The 19,805-nt window shown below is 71.4% G+C and carries 18 protein-coding genes; 10 read left to right on the forward strand and 8 right to left on the reverse strand.

The window, feature by feature from the left end; all coding sequences use genetic code 11:
* Positions 1–19: 19 nt before the first annotated feature.
* Entirely contained in the window at positions 20–934 is a 915-nt protein-coding gene (locus FRADC12_RS11770) for a helix-turn-helix domain-containing protein (RefSeq protein ID WP_045876678.1), read from the reverse strand.
* 753 nt (positions 935–1,687) lie between these two features.
* Here FRADC12_RS11770 and FRADC12_RS11775 point away from each other — a divergent pair.
* Together FRADC12_RS11775 and FRADC12_RS11780 are read left to right on the forward strand one after the other, a co-directional pair.
* Positions 1,688–1,891 (forward strand): hypothetical protein, encoded by a 204-nt coding sequence (locus FRADC12_RS11775; protein WP_045876679.1) that lies wholly within the window; start codon positions 1,688–1,690, stop codon positions 1,889–1,891.
* A 539-nt stretch (positions 1,892–2,430) separates the two neighbouring features.
* Positions 2,431–3,003, forward strand: coding sequence for a hypothetical protein (locus FRADC12_RS11780; protein ID WP_157488814.1), 573 nt, complete (start codon positions 2,431–2,433; stop codon positions 3,001–3,003).
* Positions 3,004–3,053: 50 nt separating this feature from the next.
* Here the strand turns inward: FRADC12_RS11780 and FRADC12_RS11785 are convergent, their stop codons facing one another.
* The 3 genes from FRADC12_RS11785 to FRADC12_RS31175 all read right to left on the reverse strand — a co-directional run bounded on the left by FRADC12_RS11785 (position 3,054) and on the right by FRADC12_RS31175 (position 5,225).
* Positions 3,054–3,998 carry a Scr1 family TA system antitoxin-like transcriptional regulator gene (locus tag FRADC12_RS11785; RefSeq protein ID WP_045876681.1) on the reverse strand — a complete coding sequence of 315 codons (945 nt, stop codon included), beginning with the start codon at positions 3,996–3,998 and terminating at the stop codon, positions 3,054–3,056.
* A 69-nt stretch (positions 3,999–4,067) separates the two neighbouring features.
* On the reverse strand, positions 4,068–4,307 hold the full coding sequence (locus FRADC12_RS11790) for a hypothetical protein (protein WP_052710861.1): 240 nt from the start codon (positions 4,305–4,307) through the stop codon (positions 4,068–4,070).
* Between the two features lie 471 nt (positions 4,308–4,778).
* Positions 4,779–5,225, reverse strand: coding sequence for a hypothetical protein (locus FRADC12_RS31175; protein WP_157488815.1), 447 nt, complete (start codon positions 5,223–5,225; stop codon positions 4,779–4,781).
* Positions 5,226–5,610: 385 nt separating this feature from the next.
* Here FRADC12_RS31175 and FRADC12_RS28365 point away from each other — a divergent pair, with 385 nt between their 5' ends.
* The 3 genes from FRADC12_RS28365 to FRADC12_RS11810 all read left to right on the forward strand — a co-directional run bounded on the left by FRADC12_RS28365 (position 5,611) and on the right by FRADC12_RS11810 (position 9,687).
* Entirely contained in the window at positions 5,611–6,357 is a 747-nt protein-coding gene (locus tag FRADC12_RS28365; protein ID WP_157488816.1) for a hypothetical protein, read from the forward strand.
* Between the two features lie 276 nt (positions 6,358–6,633).
* The gene (locus FRADC12_RS11805; protein ID WP_045876683.1) at positions 6,634–8,199 is read left to right on the forward strand and encodes a TldD/PmbA family protein; all 1,566 of its coding nucleotides are present in this window, start codon (positions 6,634–6,636) and stop codon (positions 8,197–8,199) included.
* Positions 8,200–8,283: 84 nt separating this feature from the next.
* On the forward strand, positions 8,284–9,687 hold the full coding sequence (locus FRADC12_RS11810; RefSeq protein ID WP_045876684.1) for a metallopeptidase TldD-related protein: 1,404 nt from the start codon (positions 8,284–8,286) through the stop codon (positions 9,685–9,687).
* 245 nt (positions 9,688–9,932) lie between these two features.
* Here FRADC12_RS11810 and FRADC12_RS11815 read toward each other — a convergent pair whose 3' ends face one another.
* The gene (locus tag FRADC12_RS11815) at positions 9,933–10,478 is read right to left on the reverse strand and encodes a bacterial proteasome activator family protein (protein ID WP_045876685.1); all 546 of its coding nucleotides are present in this window, start codon (positions 10,476–10,478) and stop codon (positions 9,933–9,935) included.
* A gap of 74 nt (positions 10,479–10,552) precedes the next feature.
* Positions 10,553–11,539 (reverse strand): NAD(P)H-quinone oxidoreductase, encoded by a 987-nt coding sequence (locus FRADC12_RS11820; protein ID WP_084010603.1) that lies wholly within the window; start codon positions 11,537–11,539, stop codon positions 10,553–10,555.
* 859 nt (positions 11,540–12,398) lie between these two features.
* Between FRADC12_RS11820 and FRADC12_RS11825 the strand changes: the two genes are divergently transcribed.
* The 4 genes from FRADC12_RS11825 to FRADC12_RS11840 all read left to right on the forward strand — a co-directional run bounded on the left by FRADC12_RS11825 (position 12,399) and on the right by FRADC12_RS11840 (position 16,121).
* On the forward strand, positions 12,399–13,247 hold the full coding sequence (locus tag FRADC12_RS11825) for a SigE family RNA polymerase sigma factor (protein ID WP_232303742.1): 849 nt from the start codon (positions 12,399–12,401) through the stop codon (positions 13,245–13,247).
* Entirely contained in the window at positions 13,244–14,611 is a 1,368-nt protein-coding gene (locus tag FRADC12_RS11830) for a hypothetical protein (RefSeq protein ID WP_045876686.1), read from the forward strand. Before FRADC12_RS11825 ends, FRADC12_RS11830 begins: the two co-directional genes overlap by 4 nt.
* A 511-nt stretch (positions 14,612–15,122) precedes the next feature.
* Positions 15,123–15,614, forward strand: a complete 492-nt coding sequence (locus FRADC12_RS11835) for a hypothetical protein (protein WP_045876687.1) — start codon at positions 15,123–15,125, stop codon at positions 15,612–15,614.
* Between the two features lie 84 nt (positions 15,615–15,698).
* A complete protein-coding gene (locus tag FRADC12_RS11840; RefSeq protein ID WP_084010605.1) occupies positions 15,699–16,121 on the forward strand; it encodes a DUF3817 domain-containing protein in 423 nt (140 codons plus the stop codon).
* A 46-nt stretch (positions 16,122–16,167) separates the two neighbouring features.
* Here the strand turns inward: FRADC12_RS11840 and FRADC12_RS32195 are convergent, their stop codons facing one another.
* Positions 16,168–17,187 (reverse strand): hypothetical protein, encoded by a 1,020-nt coding sequence (locus tag FRADC12_RS32195; protein ID WP_045876688.1) that lies wholly within the window; start codon positions 17,185–17,187, stop codon positions 16,168–16,170.
* A gap of 307 nt (positions 17,188–17,494) precedes the next feature.
* Between FRADC12_RS32195 and FRADC12_RS11850 the strand changes: the two genes are divergently transcribed.
* A complete protein-coding gene (locus tag FRADC12_RS11850; RefSeq protein ID WP_045876689.1) occupies positions 17,495–19,477 on the forward strand; it encodes an MHYT domain-containing protein in 1,983 nt (660 codons plus the stop codon).
* 23 nt (positions 19,478–19,500) lie between these two features.
* On the opposite strand, the gene FRADC12_RS11855 is transcribed toward FRADC12_RS11850, so the two are convergent.
* A complete protein-coding gene (locus tag FRADC12_RS11855; RefSeq protein ID WP_045876690.1) occupies positions 19,501–19,779 on the reverse strand; it encodes an FDXHR family putative zinc-binding protein in 279 nt (92 codons plus the stop codon).
* Positions 19,780–19,805 lie beyond the last annotated feature (26 nt).

The raw sequence follows: 19,805 nt of genomic DNA on the forward strand, positions 1-19,805 counted from the left end.
CCTGACCGCGACCGACGGCTCAGGGCTTGGGCCTGGCCATGTCGGCGTACCGCATCTTGTAGCGTTCGAGGACTTCTTCGAGGTCGGCGGTCGCGAGCTCGCGGTAGCTCTCGAAGAAGTGGGTGTAGAACTCGACGCTGCGCCGGTCCTGGTAGACGGTCGCGTCCAGGGACTCGGTGACGACCACATCGTCGTCGAAGATCATAAAACCGTGACTCGGCGGCAGGCCGAGCTGAGCCGTCATCGGAACCACACGCACAGTGACGTTCGACAGCTTCGCGATCTGCTCGATCCGGTCGACCTGCGCCAGCATGTACCCCGGCGTGACATACATGTTGTTGAGCAGGTTCTCCAGCAGGATGAACTCGAACGTCTTGTTGGTGTCGTAGAGCCGCTCCTGGCGCTGGAGCCGCTGTGTCACCTTCGCCGCCGTCTCGGCCCACTTCGACTCGTGGTCACCGATGTCGACCGCATGGAACGCATTGATCACCCGACGGGTGTACTCGCTGATCTGCATCAGGCCTGGCACAGTGATCGGCTCGAAGTCACGCACCAACGTTGCCCGACCTTCAAGATCGGCGTAATCCTGCTGGTTGACCGGGCCACGGCGCGGCAACCGCGGACGGCTACTCAGGGACTGCAGCTCGGTCGCCTGCCCCACCAGCTCATGCAGCGCGTCCTTCGAGCCATCGAGCGCCAGCACGATCTTCTCAACGTCCAGGGGGCTCGGCCGCAGCACGCCCCGCTCGATCTTCGAGATCTTCGCCTGACTCGCGCCGATCGCCCGGCCGAGCTCCTCCCCCGTCATCCCCTTGCGCTTACGCAAACCAGCGAGAGCGCGACCGAGCTCCCCAGCCAGAGTCGAGGAGCCCGGATCCGCACCGAGCGAGGCAACGCCAAGCGACGGAACGACATCCACCACATCGTCCGTCACGACGGTCCTCCGCTTCCGCGAGAACTACTACTCCGGGTCGAGTCTCAGTACACCGGATCGACGGCCCAGCTGCTCGGCCCGACTACTGCCCATCCCAGTCTGGCAGACTGCGCGCCGCTCTGATGAGCAGGTCGCGAGGAATCTGCACCCGAGCCTCCCCGTCCGGCACCCCATCAACGTAGCGCTGCGTAGGCACAACATAACCCTGAACGACTACGGAACCATCAGATGCCTCGAAGACACCCGGGCAGGCCGATGTCCCGCAGCTGGTCTGGGCAAGCGGCACGAGCTCCATTGCTCCTACTTCCTCATCCGGCGCGTTCAACATCAAGTATCCGCGGCCGGCAATGACAGAGTGAATATTAGCGATCTTGGAGTGGGCATGATCTCCCAGGCCCTGAATACTAGACCGGCCACGCCAAGTCGCCAGTCGGGGAACTCGGCCGGCGCGTCGAGCTGGAGCCGCTAAGCCGCCCATTCGGGCACCCCCTGCGCAAGAACACTCGCCTGAATCAACAATCGCGCACGCGAAGGGTGTCTACCTGGCAATTCGCGCCTGCAGGTGGTCCGCCACGGTTCCGGATGTGGGCTCTGTTGGCCGCGTATATCGGCGGCGTGTTCGGCGATTGCGTGCTCAAATCGAGGAACACGGTCCTGTCCGCCGACGGGGCGATCCCCGGTCGGCCGGGTCGCGCGGCGCCAGCCCGGCGTTCGCCGCGGGGATCCGGGGGCACCACATGAAAGGGCGGGTACATGCGCCTTACACCCCTGACCGACCAGCACTGCGGAACCAACTCGTGCCCTCAGGTCTATGCCAGCGACCACGGCACCATCGTCGTCCAGGGCACGCTCGTGACTGACGACACCGTTCAGGCGGCTCCGGGCGAGGTTCTCGTCGAGATTCCGGCGGAAATCTTTCGGGCCGCCGCGGCGGCGGTATCCGACGGGCCGGCCTGACAGGGTCAGTCTGCCGCTGTCGGCGGACTTGCCCATCCCAGCCGGCCCGGCGACGCTGACAGACCCGCCGGCCTCGACCGGGCGGGGCCCGTCTGCCGCGCCGGAAGGCACAACGGCCAGGCCGGACCCGCGCGGCCATCTCGACGTCACGTCGCCACCTGTCCCACCATGCCGGTCCCGTACGCCGGACTGGATCGCGGGCCCGCTCGCGAACGGGGGCCGAACCGGCGATGTCCCCTGCAAGGACTAGAGTATTCCTCTCAACCATCCACATGTAAAGATCTTGGACTATATTCTCAAGTCGCCTTGTCGGCGCTGTCCCAGTCGTTTACCGTCTGCTCATAGGTCCAGTCGACCATCGGTCACGGGCCTCGGAAGCAGGAGGTGCGTCGGAATATGCCGCACGCGGGGGGTCTCACCACTGATTCCTGTGGAGTACCCAGGTGGGGTATGGCCACCTCGGCCATCGCAGCCCACCCCACGGCCGGGGGCGCCGGCCATCGCCTGAATGGCACGAAGATCCAGCTGGACGTGATCGCATGTCAATGCTGACCGCTTACGCGACTCTCACCGGCACCAACCGCGAGCAGCTGCACAGCCGGCTGTCCTGGCTCGCCCGCCAGTACCTGCGCTACACGGTCACGAAGCCCGGCCGGCCGGCCCGCCTGGACGCCTTCTCGGACGAGGCCCGATCGGTCGCGGATGCCTTGGGCGCCGCGGCCCGCATCATGGCCGAACGCGACCAGGCGGCCTCGCGGACCGCGCTGGTCCTCGCCGTCCGGCGTGCGGAGGACAGCTGGCAGAAGGTGCAGGTCGACCTTCACCGAGCGGGAACCACCTGGGCGGACCTGCGGGTACGCCCCGGCTACCGGCGCGAGTATCCGGTACATGTCACCAGCGGCGAGCGGCCCCAGCGCCTCACCCTCGTTCACGACAGCCGGACCGTCGAGGCCGCCCGCCTCGCCGAGGCCCGCCTCGCGCAGGCCCGCGCCGCCGCGGGCCGAGCGACCGAGCCGCCCATCACAGGCCGGAGCGGAAGCGACAGCCGCATAGCCGAAAAGGTCACGGCCGGCCCGGCGGGGCCGCGCCGAGAGCTCACCCGGCAACGGTAAGCGGACCACCTGGCCCGACCGCCGACGGAGCCGGCCGGGCCAGGTGCCGCTCAGGCGTCCGGCAGGTCGGGCGCGGAACTGATCGCTTCTCCGAGCAGCTCGGCCTTGTAGCGCTTCAAGATTGGTAAGACGTCGTCGGTGCCGAGCTTCCAGAACTGGTCGAACGCGCGGATACCGACGTCGATCTTCTTGCGCTCCCGGTCTCGACGGCCACCACCGAGCGTCGACTCGGTGAGAACGACCGAGTCGTCGACGATCGTGAACGCCTCGACCGGCGGGCAGCTCAGAATCGCCGCTTCGGGCAATATCCTGATCGACACGTTCGGCAGGTCGACGGCGGCCTCGATCCGCTGGATCTGATTGGCCATCAGTATCGGCCAGTCGTCCTCGCCGAAGCGGAACCTCATTACCTGTTCCATGATGACGAACTCGTACGTCACCGCGGTGTCGTAGAGCCGCTCCTGGCGGGCAGCTCGCACCCTGAGGACCGCGGCCGTGCTTGGCCAGGTCCGGTCGTCGTCGCCGTATTCCACCGAATGGAAGCCGTTCAAGATACGCCGGGCGTACTCACTGGTCTGCAAAAGCCCCGGGACCACGATCGGTTCAAAGTTGCGGATGCGGCTGGCCCTGATCTCCTCCCCCATCCAGTCCTCCGGCCTGATTTCCTCCTTCGGGCTGGGCGCCGAACTGACGAGTCGCTTCGCGCTACGCGCGCGGTTGGCCTCGAGCTTGTCGTGCCGCGCCTGCTCGACGAGCAGGTTGGCCACCTCTCCCGGAAGCTGGAGCGCGCTTGTGATCTTGCTGATCGCGTCGGGGGATGGCGTGATCTGGAGATTCTCGATCTTGGAAATCTGGCCCTGGCTGACACCGGACTCTCGCGCCAACGCCGAGGTGGTCAGGTCACGTTCCTGGCGAAGCCGAAAAAGCAGGCGCCCGAGCGGCTCGTCCAGCTCAAGGGATGGCTCGCGGGCCGAATGCTGCTCACCGGCCGTCATCGTTCCTCCCTGTAGACGGTGTCTCTCGGGTCCGGCCGCCACGCAAAGCTCAGCGCGGCGGCCGGCAGATCAGCCCTCGTTCAGGAGCTTGCGGACCGCCTCAAGCAACGTCTCCCGAGGGAGAACGACCATCTGCTCCCCAGTCGGCAGGCTCTGGGCCAAGTGGGGACCGGCTATCCACCCCTGCACGACCAGATCGTCGCTGTGCCCCGCGGGGGCGTATACGGCCGGACAGTGCGCGGAGCCGCACTGATAGGTCGCCAGCGGGGTCAGCTCCAGGGAAGTCGACTCCGAGGGAGTCAGCCGCATTGCCGTCCTCGTCTCCCGGCTCCCGGAAGCTACACCCCGAGACGCCGATTAGCAAATATGTTGGAATATTACGTCACGGACCCCGCCAGCAATCATGATCAAGGGATGCGGGCGCGCCGCGGGGCTCCGACCGCGCCGAGCCCATGCGGTCACCGCAGGAGACGCGCCCCTGAGTGTGACTGCACGGATGCTACGCACCAAGTCGTTGGACGACGCGACGAGGCCTCCGGCGGACAACGATTCCAGCCGGAACGTTCAGAGACGACGACCGCCGAGCGGCCTCGGCGGCACGCGGCCAGGGCCTTCCGAGATCAAAGATCACTTCGGCTGGCAAACCGGCGCCGGCGGGGGCAACGTTGGGGCCGCGTCACGATACGGCGTGGAATACGTGGCAAAACGGCCGTCGGCCGCAGTCCTTGCCCTGAAGTTCGATAGATGTCGGAACTGGCCGGCAGGCCGGCGGGTACTTCGTCAGCGAAGCCCAGTCGCGGCCAAGGCGCGCACCACGACGGCTTCAACTCGCCGGACGACGATCAACTGTTCGTGTGGCGCCACGCCGATCGTAGGCGGGGCATCGGCACGAGGCTCGCCAGCGACGCATACGCCATTGACGGTGACCCAGGCGGGAAGCAGATCTCCGGACGCAAGACCAGGGCGATCGCATTCCGCGGCGAGCCGAAGAGCGTTCGCGGCCTTCGCATACACCGGCAGCGCGACCTCGACCACCGCCCAGGCCCGGGCGTCTCCACGGGCCGGGGTTACCGACTTCCGGTCGCCGACGACGAGGAGGTCCCCCGACTCGGGATCAACCCAGACCCCGTGACACTGGGAGGACCCACACGCCGCCTTGGCCAGTACGAGCATTCCAGGCCCTCTCTCTGCCTCGACCCGTAGCCAGCGCTGGACGCGGTCGGTCACTTGGTCGACCCCAGGTGGTGGTCGCCGATCGCCAGACGTCAATTTCAACACAATTGCCGCGCACGCTCGTAACGTTCTCGGAACATCAGGCCGACCGTCGCCGGTCCTCTGAGCATGGCGCTGTGCGCTTCCAGGGGGCAGCCCAAATCTCTGGAATGCCGGCTTAGCGGTATTCGTGCGACTACGCCCCGAGATAGGGCGTTCGGTAGCCACGTGGCGTCCGACTCGCAAATATTCCCGAAAGCCGCTTGTATGGCCCGGTGTCGTGGCTCATATTCGAACTAGGCCAGTCGATCGACCGCTGGTCGCCTAGTCAAGGAGGTGGCCATGCCTCGCTTGATGACACCGTCGTCACCCAGCGCCAGAGACCTCCAAGGCGTCCGACATGCCCGGCCACGGACCCGTCGGGCGTGCGAAATCCGAAGTGCCACTGCGGTTGGGGGGATACTACGTGCCTGATGTGACCTTGCTAGGCCTCGGATCCGGAGTGTCAGCGAATGAACTGGCTGAAGCCGGACTCGGCCTGACCGCCGTGGCGATCTGTGCCAGAAAGTCCAGAATTGCACTATTCGCAATTATTCCGACCGTGCTGGCCGCGGGCGGGAGCCGTCATCCGGCCTGGTCCGGCTGGCTTTTCGGAACCGCGGTGCTGACGGCGGCCGGACTGATCGGCGTGCTCCTCGTCACCGCCTACGTCCGGGCCCGCCGCGAGGATTTCGTCCTCGGCTACACCGGCGACGAGCCGGCCTGGGCCCAGCCCGACGAGTCCTTCCTTCCATACCCAGACGAACCCGCTGCGGGCCCACGTCGGCATCCCGACTGCGGCGATCCGGTCGATCCGAACTCGGTCCGGATGAACGTCCTCGCGTACGACTTCCTGTCCCATGTCTGCCAGCGGGACGACGGCCCTGCCCTGGTCGATATCCACGAGCCCATGACCCAGAGGTTCCTGACCGCGTTCACCGACGCCACCGGCCTGTTCCTCACGGAGGGATCGCGGGACCCTCGGCTGTTGTCGACCACCATTCGGGAGGCCGAACGTCGTTGGACACAGGTCAAGCTCCGGCTCGGCCGCTGCTCCCGCGACGAGGGCCAGTACGGCAGCGATGCCTGCGGCCCCGACGGTCAGTAACGACCCGATGGGACCGCATCACGTGAGCGCCTGACGGCGACGCGTACTCCTGACCGGCCGGCACGAGGGGACGCCCGGAGGGAAACCGCGAACAGACCGTCGGCGACCGAATCCGCACAGAGCGACGCAGGAACACGACACAAGGCGACTGGCGCCAGCCGCCGAGGCACCTCGGCTCGTCCTCGGGGGGCGGGCCGCGGCTCCTGCGCGTACGGAGCGTGGTTCCGGCGGCGCCCGGCGCGCCGTTGCGGGGACGGGCGGTACAGGATAGGACGCATGCCGACAGCCGATTCCGCCGCTGCGCCCAGGACGCCGCCGCAAGAGGTCGATCCCGAGTTCCTCGCGTTGCCGCGGGCGGCTCTGACGGACGCGGCGCTGCAGACGGCCCGCGATCTCGGCGCCAGTCACACGGACATCCGGATCGAGCGGCTGCGAGACGGCTCGCTGTCGTTCCGGGACGGAAGCCTCGAGACGAGTCATGACGGCTCGACCGTCGGCTTCGCCGTGAGGGTCGTGCACGAGGGCACCTGGGGGTTCGCGGCCGGCGTCGACCTGACCACCGACGAGGCCGTCCGGGTCACCAGGGAGGCCGTCGAGATCGCGCGGGTGGCTCGCCCGTTGAACACCGAGCCGATCGAGCTCGCCGACGAGCCGGTGCACGCCGACGCCACCTGGGTGTCGGCGTACGCGGTGAACCCGTTCGCCATCGACACCCGCGAGAAGGTCGACCGGGTCGGCGGCCTGTGCCGGACGCTGCTGTCCGCGGCCGACGTCGACCACGTCGACGGCCAGCTCAGCGAGGTCCTGGAGAACAAGTACTACGCGGACCTGAGCGGTACCTCGACCACTCAGCAGCGGGTGCGCCTGCTCTGCCAGATCGAGGCGACCCGGGTCGACCCGGGTGGCGGCTTCGAGACGATGCGCACGATCGCGCCGCCGGCCGGCCGCGGCTGGGAGTGGCTGGTCGCGGGCCCGGCGGCCGGCTGCTGGGACTGGGACGCCGAGATAGAGACGATTCCGGGCCTGCTCGCCGAGAAGGCGAAGGCGTCGTCAGTCGAGCCGGGGCGCTACGACCTGGTCATCGACCCATCCAACCTGTGGCTGACGATTCACGAGTCGGTCGGCCATGCGACCGAACTGGACCGGGCGCTCGGCTACGAGGCCGCCTACGCCGGCACCTCGTTCGCGACCATTGACCAGCTCGGCACCCTGCGCTACGGCTCGCCGCTGATGAACGTCACCGGCGACCGGACCGCGCCCCATGGGCTGGCCACGATCGGGTACGACGACGAGGGCGTCGCCGCCGGCCGATGGGACATCGTCCGCGCGGGCACGCTCGTCGGCTACCAGCTCGACCGCCGGATGGCGGCGGCGAACGCCGAGCGCCTCGGCGTCACCCGCTCGAACGGCTGCGCGTTCGCCGACTCCGCCGGGCACGTGCCGATCCAGCGGATGGCCAACATCTCGCTGCGGCCTACGCCCGGCGGGCCGTCCACCGAGGACCTGATCTCCGGGGTCGACCGCGGCATCTACATCGTCGGGGACAAGAGCTGGTCCATCGACATGCAGCGGTACAACTTCCAGTTCACCGGCCAGCGGTTCTACGAGATCCGCAAGGGCCGGATCGTCGGCCAGCTGCGTGACGTCGCCTACCAGGCCACGACGACCGATTTCTGGGGCGCACTCGACGGGCTCGGCGGTGAGCAGACCTACCTGCTCGGCGGCGCGATGAACTGCGGCAAGGGCCAACCCGGCCAGGTCGCCGCCGTCAGCCACGGCGCTCCGTCGACGCTGTTCCGCGGGATCAGCATCCTCAACACGCGGCACGAAGCGGGCCGGTAGCCCCGCCGGGCCACCAGGCCGAACCACCAGGCCGGGCATCACCAGTCCGCACCACCACCCGAGTCCACGAATGGGAGGGCAGCGGTGCCCGAGGCGTCGCACGAGATCGTCGAACGAGCGCTGGCCGCGTCGCGCGCCGACGGCTGCATCGTGATCGCAAGCGAGTCCAGCACCGTCAACCTGCGCTGGGCGAACAACACGCTCACCACGAACGGTGCCGCCCGAGACCGGTCGGTCACCGTCGTCAGCATCGTCGGCCGCTCGTTCGGAGTGCGGTCGGTGAGCACGATCGAGTCCGGCGCGACCGGGGTCGACAAGCTGACCGAGCTGGTCCGGGCCGCCGAGGGCGCGGCCAAGGACGCCGACGACGCGGAGGACTACACCGAGCTGCTGACACCCGGTCAGCCCGGCGTGGCGACCAGCCCGGAGCCGTTCGACGCCGTGGCCGAGCGGACCTCGACGTCGGTGTTCTCGACGTTCGCGGCCGACCTCGGCGAGGCGCTGCGGGCGGCGCGGGCCGAGGGCCGAGGCCTGTACGGCTTCGCCGAGCACGACCTGACGACGACCTGGCTGGGCACCTCGACCGGTCTTCGGCTGCGGCACAGCCAGCCGACCGGCTCGGTCGAGTGGAACGCCAAGAACGGTCAGCCCGGCGGTTCGGTCTGGCACGGCCAGTCGACCCACGACTTCTCCGACGTCGACGTGGCCGCGACCGACGCCGAGCTGCGCCGCCGGCTCGGCTGGTGCGCCCGCACGATCGAGCTGCCGGCCGGCCGCTACGAGACGCTGCTGCCGCCGTCCGCCGTCTCCGACCTGATCCTCGACGCCTACTGGTCGGCGGCCGGGCGGGACGCCGCCGAGGGCCGCACGGTCTTCAGCCGGTCCGGCGGCGGGACGAGGCTGGGTGAGGCGTTCGGCCCCGCGGGGATGACGCTGTACAGCGACCCGGCCGACCCCGAGCTGGGCTGCACGCCGTTCGTAGCCTGCGGTCACTCGTCCGCGACGTCGAGCGTCTTCGACAACGGGCTGGGGCTCGGGCGGACCGACTGGCTCGAGGACGGCAAGCTCGCCGCCCTGGTGCACACCCGTTCCTCCGCGCGTGCCGCCGGCGCGCGGCCCACGCCGTTCGTGGACAACCTCACGATGGACGCCGGCGGAACGGCCACCCTCGACGAGATGGTCGCCTCGACCACGCGCGGGCTGCTGTTGACCTGCCTGTGGTACATCCGCGAGGTCGATCCGGAGGTGCTCCTGCTCACCGGGCTGACCAGGGACGGCGTCTACCTCGTCGAGAACGGCGAGGTGACCGGGGCGGTGAACAACTTCCGGTTCAACGAGTCGCCGGTGAGTATGCTCGGCCGGATCACCGAGACCGGCGCGGCGAGCCGCACCCTGGGCCGCGAGTGGGCCGACTGGTTCAAGCTCTCCCGGATGCCGGCGGTACGCGTCCCCGACTTCAACATGAGCTCGGTCAGCCCGGCGAGCTGACCCCGTCTCTGGTTCGCGGCGTCCGGGCGCCGGCCTACAGCCCCAATCCTCGCTTCGCTGCGGTCGGGACCTCCGGCCGGCGTCCTCCGCCGCGAACGGGCTTCGCTCCGTCCGGTGGGCCAGTCAGGCCGGTCGCTTCGCTCCGGCCTGCTCGCCCACCGGACTACGCGAAGCGTCTCTGGTTCGCGGCCTTGCCGTTCGCTGAAACGCCGGCGCGGGGGCCACAGCGCCGGCCCCGCTAGCACTCAGAGGTAGGTGCCGCCGCCGAGCCCCTCCTGGCCGGGCTGGCCGCTGGGCAGGGCACGCCGGCGCATCTCCTCCAGCTGGGCGCGAGCGGCCATCTGCTGGGCGAACAGCGCCGTCTGCAGGCCGTGGAACAGGCCTTCCAGCCAGCCGACCAGCTGGGCCTGGGCGATCCGGATCTCGGCGTCGCTGGGCGTCTGGCTGTCGTCGAACGGGAGGCTGAGCCGGTCCAGCTCGTCCTTGAGCTCGGGCGCGAGGCCCTCGGACAGCTCCCGGATCGAGCTGCGGTGGATCTCGCGCAGCCGCAGCCGGCTCGCCTCGTCCAGCGGCGCCGCCCGGACCTCCTCGAGCAGTTGTTTGATCATGGTACCGATCCGCATGACCTTGTCCGGCTGCGACACCATCGAGGAGATGGCCGTGCGCGGGTCGGGCGAGCCCGATCCATCGTCGGCTGGGCGGTCCCGGTCCGCGCCGACGCCGCCCAGCGGACCGCGCAGCCGGCCGTCCGGGCCTACGACCACCACCCGCGGTTCCGGTTGATCTGTCATGTCCCCATCCAACCGCATTCCGGCTCCCCCTGGTTCGGGCCGCCGCGAGACCGTCTGGACCCTCGACGCGGCGGCTAGACCGCGAGCAGCACCTTGCCGACGTGCCCGAGCGACTCGACGACGCGGTGCGCCTCGGCCGCCTCGCGCAGCGGGAGCACCCGGTCGATCACCGGCCGGATCGCGCCGGCCTCGATCGCCGGCCACACCTCGGCCCGCACGCCGGCCGCGATCGCCGCCTTCTGCTCGGCCGGGCGATGACGCAGCGACACGGCGTGGACCGCGCCCCGCTTGGTCAGCAGCGTCGCCAGGTTCAGCTCCGCCCTGATGCCGCCCTGCATGCCGATCACCACCAGCCGGCCGTCGGGCGCGAGCACATCGACGTTGCGGGCCAGGTACTTCGCGCCCATGTTGTCGAGTACGACGTCCGCGCCGCGGCCGCCGGTCGCCTCCTTCACCCGGGCCACGAAGTCCTCGTCCCGGTAGCTGACGGTGACGTCGGCGCCGAGCTCACGGCAGCGTTCGAGCTTTCCCGGGGAGCCCGCCGTCGTCGCGATCAGCGCCTTCGGCCGCAGTGCCCGGACGGCCTGGATCGCGAAGGTGCCGATCCCGGAGGCGCCGCCGTGTACGAGGAACGTCTCGCCGTCGGCGATCGCAGCCCGCTGGAACACGGTCGAGTAGACGGTCGAGGTGACCTCGGGCAGGCCGCCGGCGGTGACCAGGTCAACCCCGGACGGGACCGGGAGCACCTGCCCGGCCGGGACGACGACCTTCGTCGCGTACCCGCCGCCAGACAGGAGCGCGCAGACCTCGTCCCCGGTCCGCCAGCCGTCGACGTCCGCGCCGACGGCCGCGATCCGCCCGGAGCACTCCAGCCCGATGATGTCCGAGGCGCCCGGCGGCGGCGCGTAGAGACCTTGGCGCTGGAGCAGGTCGGCCCGGTTGACCGCGGTGGCGACGACGTCGATGACCACCTCGTCCGGCCCGGGGGCGGGCGGGTCGTCCACCTCGCGCCACTTCAGCACCTCGGGACCACCGGGGCCGTCCAGCGTGACCGCGTACACCCGCCAACCTTAGTCCCGCTGGAAGCGGCGGAGCCCGCGACGGACCTGTCCGAACTGGCAGCGCCGGTGATAGACCCGCCCGGAGCGGCGGAGCCTGCGACGGGCTCGGCCCGGTTCGCCCGGCGGCGCGGCGATCGCCCGGGGTCGGTCGTTTCCGGATGCGCGGCGTTTCCAGGTTGGGACCACGGGTACGGCCCTGACCATGGAGGCCTTCACGGTCGGGGTTGTGCGGGCGCATGGGCGCCCGGCGATTCCTACGTCCCCAGCCGATCTGTCGACCCACTCGGAAGGGCTCCGGCCTGCCTCGGGCCACGGAGCACATACCCGGGCCGCAGGCACCAGAACCCGACCGACCGCGGCCCAAGCGGCCAGCCCCGGCGGAGTCGGAACGGCGGCCCGGCCACCGGATCCGCCGCCGCTCGATCCCGATGCGCCGATCCCGGACGACCCCGGCCCACTGCTGCCGGACAGTCCGGGCGATCTCCCGCCGGCCCCGCACGAGCCATCCCCGTTCACCGAGCCCGCGCCGACCGACCCGTCGACGCCGGAGCCAGAGCCGGTCTGAGCCGGGCCCCGCACCACCTGTCGGCACCGGATCGCCGCGGCGATCCGGCGATCGGCACGTGCGGACACAGCACTCGGCCTGTAGTCAGGGGACGGATGGACCGCCGGTTCGTCCTGGCCCGGCCGATCCGACCGGAGATCATGGCGAACACGGAAACCTCCGGAAGCCCAGATCCTCGCCGATATTCGCCGAATTCCCAGACTTATCAAGGTTCCCGAACGTCGTCAGCCTTCTACGCACCGGCCCCGACGGGGTACCGTGCCGTGAGCTTGCCGATGCCGTGGGGAGCGTGCCGTGTACATCGACGACGTGAGCCTCAACGAGCTGGGCGGCCCGCGTCACGGGTCGGCGTCACGATCAGCGGCGCGGGCCAGGTCCGTGAACCCGTCGAGGGTGACCGCGACGCCGTCGCGTCCGGCCAGCCGCGTGTTTCCGCCATCCGGCACGACCCCAGGACGCGCGGGAACCGGCGCGCTTCGTCCCGCCGCGGGCCCGGCCCAGGCCGAGGAGTTCCCGGAGCCGCCAACCGCGGACCGGCACCCGGCCGGCGCGGGCGGTCGGCCGGCCCAGGCCGAGTTCGAGCGCTTCTTCGAGGCGCACCACCGCGAGCTCGCCCGCTTCGCCTATCTGCTCAGCGGCGACCGGGACGCGGCCGAGGACATCACCGCCGAGGCGCTCACGTCGGCCTGGGTGCACTGGGACCGGGTCCAGGCGGCCGACAACCCGCTGGCCTACGTGCGGCGCAGCGTCGCGAACCTCGCCGCCGGCCGGATCCGCCGGACCGTCCGGGAGCGCAACGTGCTCGCCAAGCTCGGCCGGCAACTGCCGATCCAGGCCACGAACGGGCCGGACGTCCCCGCCGTCCTGGACCTGGAGTCCGCCCTGCTCCGGCTGCCGCTGCGCAAGCGCCAGTGCGTGATCCTGCGCCATGGCCTCGACCTGTCCGAGGCGGAGACGGCCGACACGCTCGGGATCTCCATCGGAACCGTGAAGAGCCAGACCTCCAAGGCGGTCAGCGAGCTGGAACGACTGCTGGCCGCCGGTGGCCCCGGCGTACCGGCGGCGAACAGCGCAGGGGCGAGTGCGGCGGCCAGGAAGAGGCCACGTATTCGCCGGGTGGCGCTGCGGGGAGGGGAGGCGTGAACATCTGTGGCAGGCGCGTCCCCAGCTCCACGACGGTCGACGGTCCGGACAAGACCGATGACGCCGCTCCGACGAGGCAGTCGGCCAGCGACTTCACGATCGCCGGGCTGACGGCAACGGACCTCGCCCACTCCGACCCCGTGTTCGACGACTACGGCGCCGGCAGCCCGGTCGTGGCCGCCCGCACGTCGGGGCCCGCGGAGCCGTCGGGGCCCGCGGAGCCGTCAGGGCCCGCGGAGCCGTCAGGGCCCGCGGAGCCGTCAGGGCCCGAACCGCTCGCCGAACAGTTCACGCAGGCCCTCGGGGAGTACGCCGTCGACAGTGCGAGCCTGCGGGCTCGGGTGCTGACGGCCACGACCGCGGCCCAGCGCGATCTCGCCGCCGGCAAGCGCGCGGCGGACGCCGCCCGGCGGCGCCCGCGCACCCGGCCGCACTCGACCCGCCCGGCCGGCGGACCGGTCGGCTCCCGTACAGCCGGAGCACACCGGGCGGGCCCCGCGCGGCCGCGCCTCGTCACCGCCGGCGCCCTCGCCGCCGTGGTCAGCGTGATCGGGGTCAGCGCGGGCATCGCGAGCGTGGTGCAGAGCGATTCGAAGCCATCGCGCGTGCTGGTGACGCCGGCGCCGCGCGGCCTGGTCACGCAGCCGGCCGCGCCGCTGCCGGCCCCCGCGACACCGCCGCCGGACGCGCCCAGTGTCGCGCCGTCGGCCGGCCAGAACCAGTCGGCCGCCAACCCGACAGCCGACAACAGTTCGCCTGGCCGCGCCAGCACCAGCCAGCAGCCCGGCACGGGGCCCGGGCGGGGCGGCCAGGTCCCGCCCGGTCAGGCCGACTGGCCGCGCGCCGTGCTCGGCTGGGGGGTCACCTCGTTTCGCTCCGGCAGCGACCTCGTCCTGCCCGGCCGGAACACGACCGACTGGGTCGTGTTCGGCGACGGCCACGGTGGGGTCGCGGCACGGGCCGCCATCCCGTTCCAGCTCCTCGACGTCAGCAGGATCGCCGGGGTCGGGTCGGCGCAGCGCGGCTATCCCACGAGCGTGAGCTGGACCTGGGGGACGCCGCGCCCGCAGGCCAGCCATTCCACCACCCGGCTGCGGATTCCCGGCGGCCGTTCGGCCACGATCACGGCGTACCGCGGCCCGCATGTCGGAAAGCTCTCGCTCTATGTGGGCGGAGCCGCGAGCCTGCGGGTGAACGTGTCCGCGGCCGGGCTGCAGTCGAGCAGCTTCGCGGTCACGCTGCCAAGCTCGACGGCGGTGGTCACGATTGACCTCGGCGGGCTGCCGTACTGGACACCAGCGATGATCAGCATCACTGGCGGAGGCGGAAGCTCGTTCTCCTTCGCGGCCGCCGTCCTCAACTAAGACCTGGGCGCGGAGATCCGCGGGTAGCGAGACTGTGACCGCGTGAATGTCGTCAGAACCTCGGAGGGGACGGCACGCGAGCCGCGAGCTCCTGCGTGGCGTCCCCTCCGGGAGTACCGCTGCCGCCCGGGCGGGAAGGGGGGGCCGGGCGGCAGCGGTTGGGGATGGAAGGTCCGCCTGCCAACGGACGTTCCGATCGCCGGTGCGGCCAGGCGGGTGCCTGGCGATGCCTATCTGGTTTAGGTGGCCCGCTCGCCCGGCTGGGGGGGGTTAGCGGGGGAACAAGCGGGCCAGAACACCGACCGAACCTCCTGGCGCGAACTCCGTTCGGCATTCAGGTAGTAGTTGCTCGAGCGGCCCGCCAGGTTGCCGCCAATGACAAGATTTTTCCCGGCTGGTTCGTCGACGCCCTGATGCACGTTCGTCGGCACACCCGGCTGGCGGCCGGCGGCAGGTGAGGCGTGAGCTACCACCACATCCCGCCGGACCGGGTCGGGGGTAGCGTCAGGGTGTGCGCAGGGTGCTCAAGCTGTTCTCGCCAGCGTGGCTGTTGCGTCACCTGCTAGCGCTCGGCCTCATCGCGTTCTTCATCTACATGGGCCGCTGGCAGTGGACGAAGGGCGAGTCCAGCCACGGCACCCTGCAGAACCTCTTCTACGGCATCGAATGGTGGATCTTCACCGCGTTCGTGCTGTACCTGTGGGGAAAGATGATCGGCGAGGAGATCCGCCCGAGCCAGCAGAGTCCCGGGCCGGCCGCCGTCGCGGGCGCCGAGCCAGCCGTCACCGCGACCGGCTCAGCGGTGGCGGGCCTGGTGCCGGTTACCGGCCTGGACGGCGCCACCTCGGCGGTCGCCCGCGCCGACGCCCCGCTGGTCTTCGCCGCCGTCGCCGTACCGGCGTCGCTCGCTGCGACCCCGCCCGACAACGAGGACCCCGAGGACGAGGATCTCGCCGCGTACAACGACTACCTGGCCACCCTGCGCACCCGCGACTCCGCCTGAGCTCCAGATGACCCCCGCCTACCAGGCCGCACCCGTCGCTCCCGTCGCACCGGTGCCACCACGACGATCACGCCGGAGAACACGATGACCGCACCCAGCCAGGACCCGGCCGCCGTCGCGACCGCGCCGCCCGTGCCCGGCCCGCCGCCGGCCACGCCCAGCCGAGCGGGCGCGGCTCCGGAGGCACTCGCGAAGGCCTACAAGCCGTACCGGATTCTCGCCTACGTCGTCGGCGTCATCCTCGTCGTACTGGTGCTCGTCGCGGTGCCGCTGAAGTATGCCGCCGGCGTCCCGCAGCTGGTCCAGACGATCGGCCCGGTCCACGGCGTGCTCTACATCGTCTACCTGCTCGCCACGTTCAACCTGGCGACCAAGGCGAAGTTCTCGCCGGGACGAACGATCCTGATCATGCTCGCCGGCACGATCCCGTTCGTGTCCTTCGTGGCCGAGCGATCGGTCACCCGCGAACTGAAGCCTCGGCTCACCGGCGCCGTCACCGAGCGCTGACGGTGCCTGGCCCGTCCAGGCTGCGGCCGAGGTCGTGACGCCGGGCTCAGCCGCGCTCAGGCTGGCGACGGTCGGCATCGTCGAGCCCTGGCGCCCAGGCTGGGCGCGGCACCAGCCGTAGGACGGCCGGCCCAGACGGGCGCGGGCCGCGACGAACCGCCGTCACCGAGATCGAGATCCCCTCGCCGGCCGCCAGCCGGCGTACCAGCCGGTGCGGCCGGCCACCTCCGCCTGGCTGCGAGCCGCCGGGCTGGTCGGGGGAGAACGACACCTCGGCCAGCCGGCCGTGCGCCCGGTGGACGTCGGGGAGGCCACCGTCCCCGAACGGAGCGCTCGGCGCCCGGGGGTCCGGCAGCCGCGAGTACGGAACTCCGGGCCGAGGGCCTGCGACAGGCGCCCGGAACGGGGCCAACAGCTGCGCCGGCTCGGTGCCGAAGGCGACGTGGCGCCCGTCCGACCAGGTCAGCAGGTCGACAGCGAACCGCCCGGTACGGGTGACCAGCAGCCGGCGCGCCCGCGAGTCCCAGACGAGCACGAGCCGGTCCGGTGGCAGCTGGCGCAGGCAGCGCTCACCGATCGCCCGGTAGGCCGCGGCCACGCCCCAGGCCGTGGTGTCCTCGTCCCGTGCCACCCCGCTCGGCTCCGCGACGCTCCCGGGCTCCTGCGGCCCGCCCGGACCGCCCGGACCGCCCAGACCGCCCGGACCGCCAGGCCCGCCCGGACCGCCCGGACCGCCCGGACCGCCCAGACCGCCAGGCCCGACCGCCTCGGCCGCGTCGTGGTGGAGGCCCGTGCCGCCAGGCCGGGCCGCGGGGCAGGGCGGCCAACCGGCGAGCCGCAGGTGGCCGCGGGCCGCGAGCGACACGACCATCAGCCCGCTGTCGTCCACCGCGATCGGCGGAATCGGGCGGCCCGTGTTTCCGGCGGCGGTGACGACCCCGAAGGGGCCGTCGAGATGGACCCCGCGGGCCGCCGGCAGGCCCAGGGAGGATGAGGCGAGCATCGCCGTCAGGGTGGACCGGCGGACGTCCGCTCCGTCCAGCCGCAGCAGGCCGCACAGGGTCACGCCCGCTTCCTCCCGTCCGCCATGGCACCGGCCGCGCGGGCGGCGCAGCAACGAGTGGACGCGCGCCGCGACTACCCAGACGGCCAGGCGACGGCTACCGCGCCGCCATCGGCCCTAGCACATGCTCAGCGACGGAAAGTAGCAGGTAGTCGGGTCGCCGTCCGGCTCCTTGACCGAATTGAGGTCGCCATTTCCGATCGCGGCGAGCCGGTGAGTCCGTGCCTTCCGGTGGTCTCCCCCGAGCCAAGATGGTCGCGTCCGGGATAGGACACACAGTGACAACGATGTCACCGAGCAAGGAATCGCCATGACTGTTGCCGCCGCTGTCCCTTTTCCTCACCTGACGTCGCTCGCGTCCGGGCTGGCGGCAAAAGATCAACTCTCGTCGTCCTGCGGTCCGAGCATCGCCGTCTCCTACCTGCTCGCCTCCGCGGCCGCGCTGGCGGCGCTCGCCTGCGCCGCCAGAATCCGGCTGACGCCGCGCGGCCGGAGGTCCCAGGCGGTGCGCAACGCAGGCTGGACCGCCACGGCGGCCGTCGCGGTCGGAGCGGCGGTCTGGTCGACCCAGCTCGCCGGCACCGTCTCCTGCGCGTATGGCGGGACCGCGCTGTTCGACCTGCGCCTGATCGTCATGAGCGCGCTGGTCGTGCCGCTGGCCACCGGAGCCGGCCTGGCGATCGTCGCGACCAACCCGGCCAGCTCGCGGCGGCTCGTCGCCGGCGGAACCCTGAGCGGGGCCGGCTGGTCGGCCGCCTCCTTCATGACGATCAACGCGTTGCGGGCCACCGGAACGCTTGGCTACGACGCCGTACTGGCGGTCCTTTCCGTGGTGATGAACGTGGCCACCGCGACCGTGCTCTGCTGGGTGGCCTTCCGTCCGGGCGAACGGTACCTGCGGGCCCTCGTGGCCGCCATGCTGCTCGGGGCCGCCATCCGAGGTGGCTACTACACCGCCCTGTCCGCGACCAGAACCATCCCCGACGCGAGGGGCAGCCGGTCGCCGGGACTGGACCCGTTCGCGCTGGGCCTCGTGACCGCGGCCGGGTCGACGATCGTCCTGATGTTCATCGCGGTCGCGGCCGTGGGCGGCCTCCTGCAGCCCCGCGTCGCCGGATTCGGCACCACGACCCGGCTCTGGGCCCCCCGCCGCGGCGGGACCGCAGGCGGCCGGCTGACCACCGACGTCGGTCCGGAGGACACCCAGCTCACGCGACGAGACGACGGTCCCGCGCCTACGGGATCGGAGCCACCGACCACCCCGGCCCGGCTGGCGGGCGCCTCTGCTGGAATCCCGACCGGGCGCCCGTCTGAGGACCTGTCGCCCCGGGCGCCAACCAGGACCGGCGCGCTGGCGGCCACCCGGGACGCGGCCACCTCGCCGCCCGGACGGGTGCCGGTGCGGGAGCCAGGCGCGCCCCTCGCGCACGCCGAGCTGACCTTCGAGGAGCTCGCCTACGTCGGTCGGGCCTTCACCGGCTCGGTGGATGACGCCGTCGATCTGCTCGAACTCGACGACGAGGACCCGGCCGACGAGCGCGCGGCCCCAGTCCAGGCCGCGATCGACGATGTACCGACCGTCGACCCCGGCGACCTCGCACCTTTCGACGACCTGGGTGGAACGACCGCGGTCCCGGCGGGCCCGCGTCCGGCCGCGACGCCGGCGCCGGTGAGTCGCGGGCTGCCGGCCGCGGGCCCGCCGGCCCGGACCGCCGGCCCTGATTCCGGCGAACTGGTCGCGGTGCTGGTGCCGGCGCTCATTCGGGCCCCGCGGTCCGGGCCGCCAACGACGGGCGAGCAGGCCGACGGGCCGGCCACGACGACGACCCCGGCAGCCGGCCCCCCGCCGGCCCACCGCCCGGCAGTACTCACCCCAAGCTCGCCCGTCTGGACCGCCCCGCTCCCGGCCGGGGTACCGGCGGGACCGCCAACCGGGCTGGCAGCCCCGTCGGTACCGCCGATGCCGCTGGTCCCGCCACCGGCGCCCGGGACTGTCGTGCCAGCCGACGAACACGTGGCGCCGTGGCCCGCCGCCGATCCACTGGGGGTCTCCGTCACGGCCGCCAACGGCCCACGCCACGACGGCACGAACGTGCAGGCGGACGGCTCGTGGACCGGTGGCCAGTTCGGCGGGGTGGGACCCGCGCCGAGGTGGGCGGTGCCGCTGTGGTTCCCGCCTCCGGCCTGGTGGTTCCTGACGCCGGCCCTGAGCCGGCACACCACGACTCGCGCGGACGACCCGAGCGCTCCGACCAGGCCACTACGCCTCGCCCAGGCCCACCCCGACCACTGACGAGCGGGCCGGCCGGCGGCAGGTCAGGAGGCCTTGCGCGCCCGGCTGCGGGTCGGTGGCACGAACGAGACGTAGCTCGGGCACTCCGGCAGGTGCTCGTCGAAGCCGGCGAGGTCGGGCCAGTGGCCGTGGCAGCCTCGGCAGTGCGTCGCCGCCTCGTCGGTCCATCGCTGGTCGCAGCCGCCGCAGCTGGCGGTCACCGGGACGTGCTTGGTGCGGCCCGGCTGGCCGAGGCCGCGCAGCGGCACGGGCAACGTCTGCTGGACGCCAGCCACGCGACGCGCCGGCCGGCCGGCGCTCACAGCGACCGTCCTGGCTGCTGACTCCC

The sequence above is a fragment of the Pseudofrankia sp. DC12 genome, from assembly GCF_000966285.1.
In the GTDB taxonomy this organism is placed as follows: Bacteria; Actinomycetota; Actinomycetes; order Frankiales; family Frankiaceae; genus Pseudofrankia.

What these genes read in the sequence shown, in the direction of transcription:
- FRADC12_RS11850 (WP_045876689.1), top strand. Translation starts at nt 17,495, where the DNA reads ATGACTGTTGCCGCCGCTGTCCCTTTTCCTCACCTGACGTCGCTCGCG.
- FRADC12_RS11775 (WP_045876679.1), top strand. Translation starts at nt 1,688, where the DNA reads ATGCGCCTTACACCCCTGACCGACCAGCACTGCGGAACCAACTCGTGC.
- FRADC12_RS11790 (WP_052710861.1), bottom strand. Translation starts at nt 4,307, where the DNA reads ATGCGGCTGACTCCCTCGGAGTCGACTTCCCTGGAGCTGACCCCGCTG.
- FRADC12_RS11805 (WP_045876683.1), top strand. Translation starts at nt 6,634, where the DNA reads ATGCCGACAGCCGATTCCGCCGCTGCGCCCAGGACGCCGCCGCAAGAG.
- FRADC12_RS28365 (WP_157488816.1), top strand. Translation starts at nt 5,611, where the DNA reads ATGCCCGGCCACGGACCCGTCGGGCGTGCGAAATCCGAAGTGCCACTG.
- FRADC12_RS11815 (WP_045876685.1), bottom strand. Translation starts at nt 10,478, where the DNA reads ATGACAGATCAACCGGAACCGCGGGTGGTGGTCGTAGGCCCGGACGGC.
- FRADC12_RS11785 (WP_045876681.1), bottom strand. Translation starts at nt 3,998, where the DNA reads ATGACGGCCGGTGAGCAGCATTCGGCCCGCGAGCCATCCCTTGAGCTG.
- FRADC12_RS11780 (WP_157488814.1), top strand. Translation starts at nt 2,431, where the DNA reads ATGTCAATGCTGACCGCTTACGCGACTCTCACCGGCACCAACCGCGAG.
- FRADC12_RS11840 (WP_084010605.1), top strand. Translation starts at nt 15,699, where the DNA reads ATGACCGCACCCAGCCAGGACCCGGCCGCCGTCGCGACCGCGCCGCCC.